The organism is Piscibacillus sp. B03 (assembly GCF_052246295.1).
Classification (GTDB): domain Bacteria; phylum Bacillota; class Bacilli; order Bacillales; family Alkalibacillaceae; genus Piscibacillus.
On record NZ_JBQQCO010000008.1, the window covers coordinates 113476 to 129659 of the forward strand.

A 16184-nucleotide genomic window follows, 5' to 3' on the forward strand; every position below is an offset into this window, starting at 1 on the left:
AAGCAACTAGTTGACGGACAGGAGACATGCTCATGATTAAACGATTGTTTACTTATATAATTGTCGCCCTTGTATTTGCAGCGTCTGCGGGAGCTGTCATACTCGTCTATTCTGTTTTCCAAGGCCCACCTGAGATTAATTTAGACGAAAATACGGTTATTTACGATCAAGATGGACAGATATTATCCGTCGAACACGGGGTCCAAAACCGTTTCTGGGTTGAATTAGACGAGATGTCCCCATATATCATTGACGCCTTCTTAGCAGCTGAGGATGAACACTTCTATGACCACTACGGTTTCGACATTAAACGAATTCTTGGCGCGACTTATTATAACATTTTAGCCATGGATAAACGACAAGGCGCAAGTACCATTACGCAGCAATATGCTCGTAATGTTTTTTTAACGAACCAAAAAACTTGGAAGCGTAAAGCTCAAGAAGCATTGATTGCTTTAAGGTTAGAAATTTTTCAAGATAAGGATGAAATTTTAGAAGGCTATATTAACACAATTTATTTTGGTCATGGCCAATATGGGATTCAGGCGGCAAGTCAGTATTACTTTGACAAAGACGCTGAAGACTTAACATTAGAAGAATCTGCTTTACTTGCTGCAATTCCTAAAGGTCCATCAGTATACTCTCCACTTGTTTCATATGAAAATGCGATTGACCGTCAACAATGGATTTTAGAACGAATGCATGTAACAGGCAAAATTACTGAAACGGCTATGAAACGGGCAAAAGGAAAAGACTTAAATTTAGTAGCTGCTGCCTCAGACCAAGAGCCTGAAATCGGCAAATATTTTCAAGATTATGCGATGAAGCAGGCGTCAAAACTAATAGGAATTGATAGGCAAACACTAGATAGTCAAGGTTATCAAGTTTATACCACGATTGATCAAGAAGCACAAAAACAATTAGAACAGACTATCCAAGAAGAGCTTCCAGAAGACTCAGAGGAACTACAAATAGGCGCTGTGACCATTGATCCTCAGTCTGGAAAAATTGTCGCCATGCAAGGTGGACGAAATTTTGACGAAACACCATACAATCGAGTAACTCAAGCAGAGCGAATGACCGGGTCAACTTTCAAAACGTTTTTATATTATGCCGCTTTAGTCTATGGTTTTACTCCATCCACACTCGTTGAAAGTCGTGAGACTAGCTTTACGTTAGAAAATGATACTGTTTATTCGCCTAATAATGCTGGCGATTTCGCCAACAGACCTGTGACACTGGCTCAAGCACTTGCTGTATCAGATAACATTTATGCGATTAAGACTACTTACGAGTTAGGGCCAGAAAATGTTGTCGAGGCTGCTGAAGCCTTTGGTCTTAATGCCGAGCTTGAGTCTGTACCATCAATCGGGATTGGAACATCTTATGTATCACCATATGAGATGGCGAAAGCTTACAGCGTATTAGCTAATGAAGGTTGGTCAGTAAACCCATACGTAATAGAAAAAATCGTGGACCGAGATGGCAACATTGTTTATCAACACCAACCTGAAACACCTAAACGAATGCTAGAAGAAAACCATGCTTTTGTGTTAACCCATATGCTAACAGGCATGTTTGATAGTAGGTTTAGCGATTATATGAGCGCAACAGGCGCGAATGTCGCTCATTACTTGAAAGAACATCAATATGCAGGAAAATCTGGTAGTACTAAATATGACAGCTGGATGATTGGGTACAGTCCTGAATATACGACTGCTGTTTGGACTGGGTATGATGATCATCGTGAAATTAAGAAAGTTCAAGATTTAAGGGTCGCCAAGCAAGTTTGGGCAAAATATATGAACCAAATCCACCAAGAGCTCCCAACCTTAACGTTCAATGCACCAACGGGAGTAATTGGCTTACATGTTGATCCAATATCAGGTGATTTAGAAGGGCCAGCATGCGAAGGTGAAACCGTGTTGATGTATTATATTAAAGGCACTCAACCTAAAGAGGCTTGTGGAAGATAGTTATCTATAAAAAATAAAAGGGGCTAGCCATTCGGCCAGCCCCTTTTATTTGTCCTAATAAACATGTGCGTAAAAAACCCATGTTTAGTTATATTTTACAAACTATTTTCCTAACTTACAATGTAAAAGATTAATGTTCACAATTCATTCAAAAATTAGGCGAACGATTGTTTTAATTCATCCGTTGAATTATTCCAATAATCCTCGTTAAATTCTTTCAGGAAATCGCCTAGTAATTTCTTCGAATGATCGTCCATTTGTTCAATGACAATACGTCCTTTTAATGATTTGTCCATGCGATTAACGTGTTCAGCTAAAATTTTATAGCCTCGACGAGCTTCGCGGTCTACTTCTAAAAAGCTCGCAGCTACCCCGTAGTAATAAGGGCCTTGTTCTCCGCGTTCTACTGTTACCCACACAATCCAGTATGGTTTACCATTTGGAACTTCTTCTTTATCTGTGACGAATTTAATTCGTTTCTCAACTTCGCTTCGAGCATGCATCGCACCCATATCAACCCATACACGGTCTTCATTCGGGTCAACAATTAATGGCGACATATTTTCTAAACTAAATGCTCCTCCACCACTGTAACCCGGGTGGCCATCAATTGGATCATCTTTCATAATCGTAAACTGATTACTTTTCTTACCATTTTTATCATCAAACGACTTCATCGCGAAACCTCCCTCATTTCTCATCTAAACCTATTTTGCCATAAAGCAAGGTAATTATAAAGTAATGGCTACTTGTAGAATTAACCGAAAATAACTCCAATTCAGTCTTTTTAATAAAGTATTAAAAGGTTAATATTTTTGCCGATATTATAAATCGGTGCCATTTTAGAAAAAAGTTGGGAGTGAATATTTATGAAGCGTTTATCTACATTCATAATTATAGTGGTTTCCGTTATATTAACGGGCTGTAGTGAAGAAGAAAATCATACAGCTAAAGATACATATAGTGCTGGTCTAATCGTGACTGAAAGTGGATTAGGTGATGACTCATTTAGTGACTCAGCCTTTCAAGGTTTAGAACAAGCAAGAGATGACTTAGGCATTACCTTTGATTACAGAGAGCCGTTTGAAGGTGATTTTGAAGCTCAAATGAAAGATCTCATCAACCAAGACCACGATGTCATCATTGGGTTAAGCTTTAATGCCCAAATGGCGATGGATCAACTAGCTGAACAGTATCCAGAACAACAATTTGTTCTAATAGATGCTGTATCTGAAAAGAACAATGTCACCTCTATTACGTTTAAAGAAGATGAGGGTAGCTATTTAATCGGACTCATTGCAGGTATGAAAACAGAGTCAGATGTTGTTGGATTCATTGGTGGTGAGCAAATTCATGTCGTAGAAAAATTTGAAGAAGGATTCACTGCAGGTGTTCAAGAGGCCAATCCTGATGCTGAAGTATTAGTCGAATATGCAGGGACATTTGATGACGACCAATTAGGTGCACGACTCACTCGAGAAATGGTTGAAGACGACGCTGATTATGTCTTTCACGCAGCAGGCTTTACAGGTGTTGGGACACTAAAAGAAGCTCAAAACCTAGGAATCTATGCTTTTGGGGTTGATAGTGATCAATACTTTATTGCTGAAGATGCAGTGGTTACGTCAATGATGAAAAATGTCAACATCGCTTTATACGATATTATGGACAGTCTTGTAAATGGCAATCAATTAGATGGAAGTCATATTGAATTAGGGATTGAAGAAGAAGGTGTTGGCTTAGCTCCAATCAGATTAATTAACTTAACAGATTCCGAGCAAAGTCAGATCGATGAGGTGGTCGAACAATGAGTATCAGCAAACGATTATATACATTAACGCTTATCCCACTAATATTAAGTCTTGTATTAATATCTTATATTGTTTTTCAAATGATTAGTTTTGAAAGTTCTTCGAATGAAGATGTGGCATATTTATTAGACGTTAAGGAATTGAACAGTCAATTAATCTCAGCTGAACAGACGTTAGATACATATGGGTATAACCCTTCTGAAGCTTCTCGTCAAAAAGCCTTAACTCAAGTTGTTTCAACTAAGGAAGTCATTCAACTAGTCGAGCCTAACATTCGAACTGAAGAACATAAAAGATGGTTTGACCAAGCAAAGGATAAATTCACACGTTGGGAGCAAATCACAACCGAAGCCTTACAAGCTGAGGATTTAAATGAAGTGCAACGTCAGGCATCTAGAACATCAGGTATGTTAAATGATGTGTTCATGCTTCAAAGAGAGTCACAAGCATGGTATGACGGTAAAGTTGCCTCACAACAACAAGAAATTCAAAACCTTATTACATTTGCAATCATCGCAGGTGCGGTTTTAATTGTGTTATCTATTTTTGCAACAACTAGACTAACAACTCGAATTGCAAAACCTATAAAAGAGTTGTCAGCACAAGCTAACCAAGTAGCTGACGGTGACTTAACGACTAAAGTCGATGCTCCTGAAGTTGCTAAAGATGAGGTTGACCAGTTAAAGCAAGCGTTCAAAGTCATGATTGATAATCTTACTAGTACCCTTCATTCGGTCCAAAGAATTGGAAATAACGTTAACGAATTCAGTACTAAGCTAAACAATGAAATGGAAGGTTTATCCGAAACATCTGAGCAAGTATCTGTTTCAACAGATGAATTAGCTGATGGTAGCCAATCTATTTCTAATGATATTCAAGACGTTGCCGTGTTAATGGAAAAAATGAACGATCATTTTGAGAAGAATACTGAGACTAGTCAACAAGCATCTAACGATTCAACACAGGCACTAACATCTGTTAAGAATGGACAAACAGCTATTCAAGACCAAAGAACGGTTATGAATCAACACAATCAGTCCGTTCAAAATGTTGAGCAATCTGTACGCCAGTTCATTAAATATACTGATGAAATTGAGAAAACAATTAATCTTGTAAATGACATCTCAGAACAAACAAATCTATTAGCATTAAACGCGGCTATTGAAGCAGCCAGAGCTGGAGAACATGGTAAAGGTTTTGCAGTCGTCGCAGATGAGGTTAGAAAGCTAGCTGAACAATCTACTAGTGCAACGAATGAAATCTCTAACATGGTTAGTCAGATTAAATCTGGAGTAACCATTATTGAAGAAGAGATGCAAGAGACGGTGCAATTAACTGATCAACAGCATCAATCCCTAAATGCATCTGAAAACTCTTTTAAAGATATCCGTCAACATATAGACATGATTTATCAACGTCTTACGGCATTAGCTAAAGACATGAGCGCATCAAAAGAACAAAGCGCACAAGTGACTTCTTCTATTCAAAATATAAGTGCCATTACAGAAGAGACAGCTGCAGGAACAGAAGAAATTTCAGCTTCTGCTGAAGAACAGCGACATGCGTTTGAAAAGTTAAAAGAAGAAGCCAATTACCTTGAACGTATGGTAAGTGAATTAAATCAACAATTAGCTCACTTTAAATTGAATGATTAAATAAATTAGTAATTAATAAGACGAATATTAGGATTCAATTTAGACCTAACATTCGTCTTCTTTTTTAGCTTCGTCAAAATGTTCAGCGCCCCTTATTGACATTCAGTACTTCCCTATCGGCATTCCGTGCTTCTCTATCGTCATTCAACGCTCCTCTATCGGCATTCCGCGCTCCCCTATCGACATTCAACGCTTCCCTATCGACATTCCGCGCTTCCCTATCGACATTCCGCGCTCCCCTATCGACATTCAACGCTTCCCTATCGACATTCCGCGCTTCCCTATCGTCATTCAACGCTCCCCTATCGACATTCAGCGATCCCCTATCGACATTCAGCGATCCCCTATCGACATTCAACGCTTCCCTATCGACATTCCGCGCTTCCCTATCGACATTCCGCGCTTCCCTATCGACATTCCGCGCTTCCCTATCGACATTCCGCGCTCCCCTATCGGCATTCCAGGCTCCCCTATCGACATTCAGCGCTTCCCTATCGTCATTCAACGCTCTCCTATCGACATTCAGCGCTTCCCTATCGACATTCAGCGCTTCCCTATCGACATTCCGCGCTTCCCTATCAACATTCCGCGCTTCCCTATCGACATTCCGCGCTCCCCTATCGACATTCCGCGCTCCCCTATCGGCATTCCAGGCTCCTCTATCGACAATCCGCGCTCCCCTATCGGCATTCCAGGCTCCTCTATCGACAATCCGCGCTTCCCTATCGTCATTCAACGCTCCCCTATCGACATTCCAGGCTCCCCTATCGACAATCCGCGCTCCCCTATCGGCATTCCAGGCTCCTCTATCGACAATCCGCGCTTCCCTATCGTCATTCAACGCTTCTCTATCGACATTCAACGCTTTTTATACCATTAAAAAAGAGGCTGATACTCAGCCCCTTTTAATCTACTACTTTCATGATACTTAATCCTAAAAGCACCCAACCTACTAAAAATGCGACACCGCCAATTGGTGTAATCATCGCAAAGGTTTTAATGCCACTTAACGAATAGATATAAAGACTACCTGAGAAGAGGATGATTCCAATTAAGAATGTCCACCCTGCTGACACTAACATGGAGTGATCAAAGCGAAGCAGCATCATGCCCACGATAAAGATTGCTAGGGTGTGGAACATTTGATATTGAACAGCCTTCTCCCAAGTACTTAACATTTTTTCACTTAATTTACCTTCAAGTCCATGTGCACCAAATGCACCTAATGTTACTGCGAGGAATCCGTTTATAACGCCAATGAGTAATAGTACTTTCATGTTTTATCCCCTTTTTGCTAGAAATCGAAAATTGACTCACCGTTCGCATCATCGTCATCCAAAAAGCGATTGTTGTTTGATGGCTTAGATTTTTGAATTCCCATCATTTTTGCCTCAGCATCTGTCATTTTAACTGACTGATCTGCTGTCATGACTTTAGCTGGTTCTGGTTTCTCACTAATATCTTCGTAAGAATTGATCACAACATCAGCAAGCGATTTAACAGCATGCATTTTGGCAATGACTTGTTCGTGAGATGTCTGATCATCAAGTTGATCGAGTTCTTTTTTTAGTTGTCGGATAATCGCATGATATGACACGGTCATCTTCTTTTTCCTCCTAGATTAATCTCAACAATAGTATAACACGGACTCTGACATTACGCAGTTAATCCAGATAGGTTCGCGATTACGATTATGATCATAATAAAAGGTACCGCAAACTTTATAATGAAATACCAAATATTAAACATGGCTGGGTTCTCAATTTCACTATTTTTCCTAGCTTGCTCTCGGTCTAAATACCAACCTACAAAGAATGCCATTAATAACGCACCAAACGGTAGAACAAAGTTAGCTGTCACAAAGTCAATCATATCTAAGATGTTCTTGTCACCGACTGTCACACCGCTCCAAATACCAAAACCTAACGAAGAAGCAATCCCTAGTACAAAGATGATTGTGGAACTTAGATACGTAGCCGCCTTACGAGTCATACCTATCGTACGCTTAAAGAATGCAACCGGCAGCTCCAATAGTGAAATCGCTGACGATAATGCAGCCATCGATAATAAGACGAAGAAGATAATTCCAACTAAGTTACCAAATGGCATGCTAGCAAAAATGCTTGGCAAAGTAATGAACACTAATGGTGGACCTTGACTTACTTCAAGTCCAAAGCTAAATACTGCAGGGAATATCATAATACCTGCAATAACCGCAAATACTGTATCCATGACACCTACGCCAATCGCAGCGCCTGGCAAACGATCTTTAGTTTTAAGATAACTCGCATAGGTTAACATACCTGACACACCAATACTAAGCGAGAAGAAAGCTTGACCTAATGCTGTTAAATATAAAGTTGGATTGGACAACTGTGACCAATCTGGACTGAATAAAAACTGTAGTCCTTCCAATGCACCATCTAATGTTAAAACGTATCCAGCTAAGAAAATCATGAGTACAGCTAAAACTGGCATCAGAAAAGCATTAGCTTTCTCAATACCACCTTTAATACCACGAATAACAATAAATAAAGTTAACCCCATGAATAAGGCTTGCCACAATAATGGAAGTAATGGATTCGCAATCCACTCTCCAAATACCTCACCGAACCCACCGTCAGGTTCTGTCCAATAAGCACCTGTTAAATATTTATATAAATAAAATAAAGACCATCCTGCAACAACACTGTAGAAACTAAGGATTAAGATCCCACCGATGACACCCATAAATCCTGTCCAGTGCCATTTCGTATTCGGTGCTAAATTTTTAAAGGAACCGACAGCGTCTTTCTGTCCTGCCTTTCCTATACTGAATTCATTTAATAATAGCGGAATACCGATTAAGAAAACGAACGCTAGATACACAATTAAAAAGGTTGCGCCACCAAGCTCTCCTGTAATATAAGGGAAACGCCAAATGTTACCTAACCCCACAGCTGAGCCCATGGCTGCTAACATAAACCCTAGCCTAGTTTTCCATTGATCCTGATTCTGATTCAACTGATCCACCTACCTTAATTCTAATCTTTATTACTATAGCACATGTTAACGCTATCAACAAAGTAAAATTTTAACACATTAACGCATAACTCTAAAAAAATATATTGTGTTTATTATAATCTTAAGTCTATGAGATTGTATTTCGTAATCTTATAGGTGTGTTTCGCCATTCTATGGGTGTATTCTTACATCCAAATTATTTTCGATACAAAAAAGACCTGCTTCTTTAAGCAGGATTCTCCAGCCAATGAGATAAAAAGCACCGCTACAATTAATAGCAGTGCCCTGAAAGCTTACTTCTTAATACGGTTTTCATTTTTATGTTTTTCCCATACCCAATTGACAAAATCTTTTTCTTTGTCACATAATCCGCGACCAAGTTTAGATTCAAACTTGTCTACAAACCCATTATACTTCAGCATACTTGCTCCTCCCCATACGTAGCAAAAAATAATCCCCAATAATACAATATGCTTTACAAAATGACATATGTATACCCTGCTGAAGAATTACACCCAAATTAATTATATACGCAAAAAGTTGATTTGTGAAGGTATTTTTTAGAAAATTTTAAATTTTCTCAGGTGATTTTTTCACCGTTTATCGATGTTATACTCCAAAAATCGTTTCCTTTGCTCATCAGCAATCATTAATACTTCGGCTGCACGCTTATATTTTTTTAGTCGGTACAATGTATGTCCAAGTAATTGATAATAATATCTTAAATCAAATGCTTGACCTGTCGCTTTAAAAAATGGAATTGCCTGATCGTTAAGGAAATGTACCAATTCTTCACGCTTGTTTTCTATGACTAACTTAAGAGATTTAAACTTAATTGAATAGTAGTTAAGTTGATGCTCCTGCGCGATGGCTTGTCCCTCTTGTATTAGTTCCAACGCTTTATCCTCTAAGTCTTTTATGTAGTAAGTATGTGCCAGTAAATATCTAGAGTGCATCAACTCAGTCTCATTAACATCCGTTGATAAATTCTTATCAAGTAATTGAATCGCTTCTTCAAAATCATTGGTCATTGCATGTATTAAACCTAAATGGAAGTAGATTTTCACTCTTAAACTAGGTTCAAATTTATGATCAATCAATGAATCAAGGCGTTCCAAATGCTCCTTCGCCTGCTGATATTCGCTAACAAATGTATAATTCGAACTCAAAATAATCTCACACTCTATAATTCTTGAATAGTACAGTTTCTCTTGAAGAATCCGCAAAGCTTTTCTAGCATATTGGTTTGAAGTAAGAACATTTTCTAAATGACTTTCTGCTGTTGCTAATAAAATATAAAGTTCTGGATCTTCTTGGTCAGGTAAAAGGTTCTTTGCTTTTAATAAATGATTTTTAGCATCAATAAATAAACATTTATTGATTAAATAATCACCTAAAAACTTATGAAAGCTATATGGCGCTGCTTCTTCAAAAATCTCATCGTACTCCATAATTGTTTCATAGAGCTCATCAGCATCTTTTAACTGCTTCATTAAAAGCAAATACCCGAAACGTGCCAATAAACATAAGAACTCTAAATCATAATGTAGATCTTCATGGCGCTTCTTAATTAATATTGCCTCTAACTCTCTTGCTTTTGGAATATCATATTCATGAATGGCTGTAATTAACTGTTCAGCCATTTGTTTATGCTCTTGGTCAATAGGATTAGTAAACTTTTGTTCTGGAATCCCTAACCTTTGAGCAATTGAAATTAAAATTTCTTCGCTTGCTTGAATTTGTCCATTTTCTATTTTGCTTAGTTGAGTGACAGAACAAATGTCTTCGGCTAACAGTTCTTGGGTAATTTTATACTTGTTACGATGCCACTTAATCAATTTTCCTACCAATTTCATATTCCTTTACCAGCTTTCTATGTACTTGCTAATAAGCAGGCCTTTACTACTTATTTGTAAAAAAGGGTGAGAATTAATCCCACCCTATCACATTAAACTATAGCCCAATCACCATTTTCAATAATCGGTTCTTTTTTACCATCTTTCGTAACGCCATATACTGTTAAGTCTGCTGAACCAATCATGAAATCCTCATGAACAAGACTAGTGTTAATCCCTTTTTCTTTCAGCTCATCTTGAGACATTTTTTCTCCACCCTTAACATTCGTAGGGTAAGCTTCACCTAGTGCCATATGACAAGATGCATTCTCATCATATAAAGTGTTATAAAAGATTAACTCAGATTGAGATATTGGTGACGAATGTGGCACTAATGCAATCTCACCAATGTGTGTTGCCCCTTCATCTGTCTCTAATAAATGCTTTAACGTTTCTTCGCCTTGTTCAGCCTTATAGTCGACTACTTTACCGTTCTCAAACGTTAACGTAAATCCATCAATTAAGTTTCCGTTATAGTTAAGTGGTTTTGTGTTTGTGACAGTACCATTAATACCTTCGCGGTGAGGTGCTGTATAAACTTCCTCAGTTGGCATGTTCGGGTTAAATTCCGCTCCATTCTCAGCCACAGCGCCGCCACCAGCCCAAATATGGTTCTCTGGCAGTTTCACCGTCATGTTGGTCCCTTCTGATTGGTATTCTAACGCCTCATATTGTTTATCATTCAAATAGTCACGAATGGAGTACAATGTTTTATTGTGTTCCTTCCATGCTTCTATCGGGTCTTCTTGATCCACTCTAACAATAGAGAAGATTTGTTCCCAAAGTGACGTTACGGCATCATCAACGTCTCGATTTGGGAAGATCTTTTTAGCCCACTTGTCTGTCGGAACGGATACGATGGACCATTGTACACGATCATTCATAATGTACTTTTTATATTCGTTTAACGCCTGCCCTTTAGCTTTAGCTGCTTTCGCAACACGTTCAGCGTCAATTCCTTCTAATAAATCAGGGTTTGGCGCATAAATTGTTAAAATCGCTCCACCTTTTTTCACGTGGCTTAATTGTTTCTCGACAAACCACTCTGGAACGTCCTCTAATATATGTAAAGGTTCACGTTCGTAACTTTTTCTTGTTAGAACTTCGTCTGACCAGTTCACATGTACGCCCTCTGCTCCAGCGTCATACGCTGCCTCGACGACGTAGTGTACATACTCACGAGCCTCAATTGGTGCATTGATTGCTAATGATTGTCCTTTTTGAATGTTAACGCCTTTTTCTACTGCTAATTTTGCATACTTGGTTAATTGTTCTTTTGATGGAACCATAAATACACTCCTCGATCGTTTATCTTTTCTTCTATTATTTCATATTTCCAAATTTAAAAAAAGTTTTTTATGAATTTTAAAGATATTAAAACAAATCTCGCTTATATGGGTTCTATTTCAAATGTGGTAGTGTAAAACCTTTCGACGCAACCTTTCAAATGATTTAATACCATATCACTCATATCGCCTCTCTTTTTCTAGTGTTTTCGTCGACTTTAGGATAATAAGAGATGGCGAATGAGTGTATTTTTTTATGTGATGTTCAACCCCACCTTTTTATACAGATGAGAATGTGACGAGCGATAGGCGACGCCAGTGGGAACAGCACGAGCTGAAGATCCACTGGGGAAAGCGTATTTCTTTCCCCAGTTAGCTGAAGCCGTGCCCACGGCAAGCGTCCGCCGATAGCGAGTCACAAACCAACGGTTCAATCATCAATCTCTCAACATAATTGTTGTGACATTGGACACCACCACAATTAGTATAGAGCCCTTATTATATGAGTTTTTCACTACTTTAAAAAAATAGAGGTGGCCTTATTCGGCCACCTCTATTATGATACTTCAGATAAGTCAATTTCATTCGCTTTTGGATCATTGTATCGTTCTTTGTTTAATGTTCCTAATATTCTTGACGTAATTGTCCCTGATGTCATCGCACCGTTAACGTTAAGCGCTGTACGCCCCATATCAATTAATGGTTCAATAGAGATAAGAAGACCCGCAAGATAAACTGGTAAATCCATTGCAGATAAAACAATTAATGCTGCGAATGTTGCTCCACCACCAACGCCTGCTACACCGAATGAGCTGATTCCAATAATGATCACTAGCATGAGTAAGAACGTTGGCTCCAATGGATTGATACCAACAGTTGGCGCAATCATCACCGCTAACATCGCAGGGTAAATACCGGCACAGCCATTCTGACCGATTGTAGCACCAAATGACGCTGACATATCTGCCACTCCATCTGGAACACCGAGATTATTTTTCTGTGTTTGAATATTAAGCGGAATGGTCCCAGCACTTGAACGAGACGTAAATGCAAATCCAAGTACAGGTAAAACTTTCTTCAAGTATGTGATTGGATTCAATCCTGCAAAACTAATCATTAATAAATGAATTACAAACATAATGAGTAATGCAACATAAGATGCGAGTACGAACTTCGACAGCTCAATGATGCCACCAACATCTGTACGAGCAACGGTGTTAGCCATTAACCCTAAGATACCGTACGGAGTTAGACGCAAGATGAGCGTTACAATACGCATGACGACACTGTATACAGCATCAATCATCTTTGTAAAAAACTCAGCATGCTCAGGTCTTTTCCGTCTTAAGCCTAAGACAGCTACACCTATGAATGCAGAGAAGATTACTACCGCAATCGTTGAAGTTGCTCGGTCCCCAGTCATGTCTTGGAACGGATTTCTAGGGATAAATTCTAGAATACGCTGAGGTGTGGTCATACTCTCCACATCACCTAGACGCTCTTCTAAGTAAGCACCACGGTCTTGTTCTGACTGACCCGCTTCAATTTGTTCAGCATTTAAGTCAAATGCTACTGATGTTCCAACACCAACGACTGCAGCAATCATCGCTGTTCCGACTAAAATCCCTATAATCCAACCAGACATTTTACCTAACTGAGATGTTTTCTCTAAATTCGTAATGGCTTTGATGATGGAAACCATAACTAGTGGAATAACAATCATCATAAGAAGTCTAATATAACCAGAACCTACTAACGAATACCAATCCGTTGTGGTGGATACAACATTGCTGTCACTTCCATAAGCCACTTGTAGGAAAATCCCTAACAAAATCCCAAATCCTAAGCCAGTAAAGACTCTTTTACTAAACGATACATGCTTCTTCTGCATCTGATATAACACAATGATTAATGCGAACATGATCGCCATATTTATCATGATTAACATATTATCTCCCCCTTGATGTTAATATATTATATAATTCCTATAAGTTTACTCAATATTATACTTTAATTGGAAAAAATACTTTAGTCAAGGCATAGAGTTAATAAAACACAAAAAATGCCCACCTTATAGGGAAGTCAACCGGCTTATCTCCTATATAGTAAAGGCATTTTTTAATAGTTGTTTATTTAATTAACAGTCTACCCAATTTTGAATACGTGCAGATACTCCCTGAATAAAGCCATCATCTAAAGCCTCTTGGTAAATAGCTTCAAATGTTCGTTGGCGATCTTGAATTTGTTTCAAGTAATCAGTCGCCTGTTTCGTTTGCATTTTGTAGTTACTTTTCAAATTTAAAATATCCTCTAAACGCTCATCATCTGGAGATCCATCCACAAACAATTCATAAACATCAAAAATTTCATCACCAGACCGTTGTGGCTCATGCTCATGAGGTGCCGTTGCATCAAATATCGCAATTCCCAATTCACGGAAAATGACCATATCCAAACTATGTGGGTCAAAACCACAGTGATAAATCTCAACATCAATTCCACGATTGACGGATTCAGTCACCAACTTCTTTAACATCGTTGACTTGCCCGTTCCTGATCGCCCTTTTATAAAAATCCTTCGGTCAATATCAGACGTTAAATCTAACACAAAATCAGTCGGCCCCTGAGGTGTTGCAGCCCCAAGATAACGATGTACGACTGCAGACGACTTGTTTAAGCTGGTAGAATTAAATACAGACTTTTTCAACCGCTCAGTCTCATCATTTGCTTTATCGATGTTTAAGTATTTAATATAAATTTTCTCAACTTCTTCATGGTAATCATGAGCTGTTTTAAAATGTTCAACAGCTTTTTGGTAGTAACCTTGCATTTCTTTCCTCGCTTGAATTAGCTGACCTTGATTTCGTTTTAAAATATCGTAATCATAGCCTTCACCAATATAAATAACATTTTCTAATAACTTAGGAAGTGATAGCTTTTTAATATTTGCCTTCGATCGGTCAATGACTGCTAACCGTCTTTCTGGAAGGACTACTGCTTCAAGTTGATCTGGCTCAATATGATTGTAGACACAGCCAATTTCTCCTTGTTTTTCACATTCATCAGCTAGTTGCTCTAAGGCTGGGTGTAGAATGGATGTGAAACCACCTTCAATATACAACACATGACCTAGCGTGCTAATTAATTCATCATAGAATCGATAATATCCTTTTGCGGTCGTACCACCTAGAAAATAATTTCTCCTCATATATGGCCCCCCGTAGCTTCATTCGTTGTAATAGTATATGAGAGCCAGACATTAAAAAGAACTAACCATCATAGGTTAGCTCTTTTGAAATTATTTACTGTTGTTGTAATGGATCAACTTCATCTTCATCTACTTCTTGTTCATTAGATGAGAACCAGCCGATTAGTGCAATTGCCACTAGAATGGCATAGAAGATGATTTTCCACATTGTTGAATGGGCAAAGTCATACGGAATCCAGCCAATATCTTCATGTGACAACGTGATGACCATTAATTTTACACCGACCCAACCGACAATGAGGAAGGCTGCTGTTTCTAAGCCTGGGCGCTTTTTAAGTAATTTAACAAAATAGGTTGCAGCAAAACGCATGATGACAACCCCGATTAAACCACCAGTTAATACGACGAGGAACTTACCACCATCCATGCCACCGATTTGTGGTAATGGTGTTGCTGGTAATGCCATGGCAAGTGCTACTGCTGCTAAGATTGAGTCAACAGCAAAAGCAATGTCAGCAAACTCAACCTTGACTACTGTCATCCAGAAGCCAGAACCTTTTGCATCTTTCCTTGCATTTGCTTCTTCTGGTGTAACGGATTTCCGTTTTTTAAGCCGCTTTTTAACAAGGTGATTAATCGCAATGTAAAGTAAATATATTGAGCCTAATGCTTGAACCTGCCACACATCTACCAAGAATGAAATGATAAATAGTGACCCTATACGAAGTATAAAAGCCCCGGCTAAACCATAGAATAAAGCTTTTTTACGTTCTTTTTCCGGTAAATGCTTAACCATTATGGCTAACACTAATGCGTTGTCGGCTGCTAAGACCCCTTCTAATGCAATTAATACGAGTAGTACCCATCCATATTCTAGTAATAGACCTGCATCCATTTCACGATCGCTCCCTTACCTTAGTAGTTTGATTACAAACATAGGCTTTTTATACAATGAATTTCACTTTTACTTGGCCACAACGAAAAAAGCCTTTACCGCAAGCATTGCGATAAAGGCTTAATTGAATATAAAAACCTTTACGCAAAAATTCCTTGCTTGCGTAAAGGTCTCGCTTACAACATCATCACGTTGCCATTATAGCCGGAGGCCTCCCTCGTCATGACGACTATAATGTCTCAAGCTACTCCCCTTTGGAGTATATGTTTGTATTTTATATTATAGCTATTGCTTGTTATAAAGTCAATTATATCTAATACCTAAATAAAAAGGTTCTAAGTCAAATGTTGGGGTGAGCATACGCTCACTCCTAATTTAATTGATACGAACCTTTAAATTCTTATATTGATGATGCAATAACACCTTTAATCTAAAACGATCAAACCGTTTAAAGC

At 38.5% G+C, this 16184-nt stretch carries 14 protein-coding genes; 3 read left to right on the plus strand and 11 right to left on the minus strand.

Going from position 1 to position 16184, the window contains the following annotated elements:
• Window positions 1–32: 32 nt before the first annotated feature.
• Window positions 33–1976: a transglycosylase domain-containing protein gene (locus ACTWQB_RS07460; RefSeq protein ID WP_443138560.1), complete on the plus strand. Its 1944-nt coding sequence runs from the start codon at window positions 33–35 to the stop codon at window positions 1974–1976.
• A gap of 155 nt (window positions 1977–2131) precedes the next feature.
• Here the strand turns inward: ACTWQB_RS07460 and ACTWQB_RS07465 are convergent, their stop codons facing one another.
• The gene (locus ACTWQB_RS07465; RefSeq protein ID WP_443138561.1) at window positions 2132–2653 is read right to left on the minus strand and encodes a YwhD family protein; all 522 of its coding nucleotides are present in this window, start codon (window positions 2651–2653) and stop codon (window positions 2132–2134) included.
• Window positions 2654–2845: 192 nt separating this feature from the next.
• Here ACTWQB_RS07465 and ACTWQB_RS07470 point away from each other — a divergent pair, with 192 nt between their 5' ends.
• Complete coding sequence (locus tag ACTWQB_RS07470; RefSeq protein WP_443138562.1) at window positions 2846–3787, plus strand: BMP family lipoprotein; 942 nt, start codon at window positions 2846–2848, stop codon at window positions 3785–3787.
• Entirely contained in the window at window positions 3784–5442 is a 1659-nt protein-coding gene (locus ACTWQB_RS07475) for a methyl-accepting chemotaxis protein (protein WP_443138563.1), read from the plus strand. The genes ACTWQB_RS07470 and ACTWQB_RS07475 overlap by 4 nt, the downstream gene beginning before the upstream one ends.
• An 82-nt stretch (window positions 5443–5524) precedes the next feature.
• On the opposite strand, the gene ACTWQB_RS07480 is transcribed toward ACTWQB_RS07475, so the two are convergent.
• The 10 genes from ACTWQB_RS07480 to ACTWQB_RS07525 form a co-directional block, all read right to left on the minus strand.
• On the minus strand, window positions 5525–6304 hold the full coding sequence (locus tag ACTWQB_RS07480) for a hypothetical protein (RefSeq protein ID WP_443138564.1): 780 nt from the start codon (window positions 6302–6304) through the stop codon (window positions 5525–5527).
• A 43-nt stretch (window positions 6305–6347) separates the two neighbouring features.
• Complete coding sequence (locus ACTWQB_RS07485) at window positions 6348–6719, minus strand: DUF423 domain-containing protein (RefSeq protein WP_443138565.1); 372 nt, start codon at window positions 6717–6719, stop codon at window positions 6348–6350.
• Window positions 6720–6736: 17 nt separating this feature from the next.
• Window positions 6737–7045 (minus strand): DUF5327 family protein, encoded by a 309-nt coding sequence (locus ACTWQB_RS07490; protein ID WP_443138566.1) that lies wholly within the window; start codon window positions 7043–7045, stop codon window positions 6737–6739.
• Between the two features lie 53 nt (window positions 7046–7098).
• Entirely contained in the window at window positions 7099–8454 is a 1356-nt protein-coding gene (locus tag ACTWQB_RS07495) for a sodium-dependent transporter (RefSeq protein ID WP_443138567.1), read from the minus strand.
• A gap of 284 nt (window positions 8455–8738) precedes the next feature.
• The gene (locus ACTWQB_RS07500; RefSeq protein ID WP_443138568.1) at window positions 8739–8867 is read right to left on the minus strand and encodes a hypothetical protein; all 129 of its coding nucleotides are present in this window, start codon (window positions 8865–8867) and stop codon (window positions 8739–8741) included.
• A 171-nt stretch (window positions 8868–9038) separates the two neighbouring features.
• Window positions 9039–10301, minus strand: a complete 1263-nt coding sequence (locus tag ACTWQB_RS07505) for a helix-turn-helix domain-containing protein (protein WP_443138569.1) — start codon at window positions 10299–10301, stop codon at window positions 9039–9041.
• A gap of 92 nt (window positions 10302–10393) precedes the next feature.
• Entirely contained in the window at window positions 10394–11629 is a 1236-nt protein-coding gene (locus tag ACTWQB_RS07510) for an aminopeptidase (RefSeq protein ID WP_443138570.1), read from the minus strand.
• 553 nt (window positions 11630–12182) lie between these two features.
• Entirely contained in the window at window positions 12183–13574 is a 1392-nt protein-coding gene (locus ACTWQB_RS07515; RefSeq protein WP_443138571.1) for an L-cystine transporter, read from the minus strand.
• 189 nt (window positions 13575–13763) lie between these two features.
• Window positions 13764–14834, minus strand: a complete 1071-nt coding sequence (locus ACTWQB_RS07520; protein ID WP_443138572.1) for a hypothetical protein — start codon at window positions 14832–14834, stop codon at window positions 13764–13766.
• Window positions 14835–14928: 94 nt separating this feature from the next.
• Complete coding sequence (locus ACTWQB_RS07525) at window positions 14929–15729, minus strand: TerC family protein (protein WP_443138573.1); 801 nt, start codon at window positions 15727–15729, stop codon at window positions 14929–14931.
• Window positions 15730–16184: the final 455 nt, after the last annotated feature.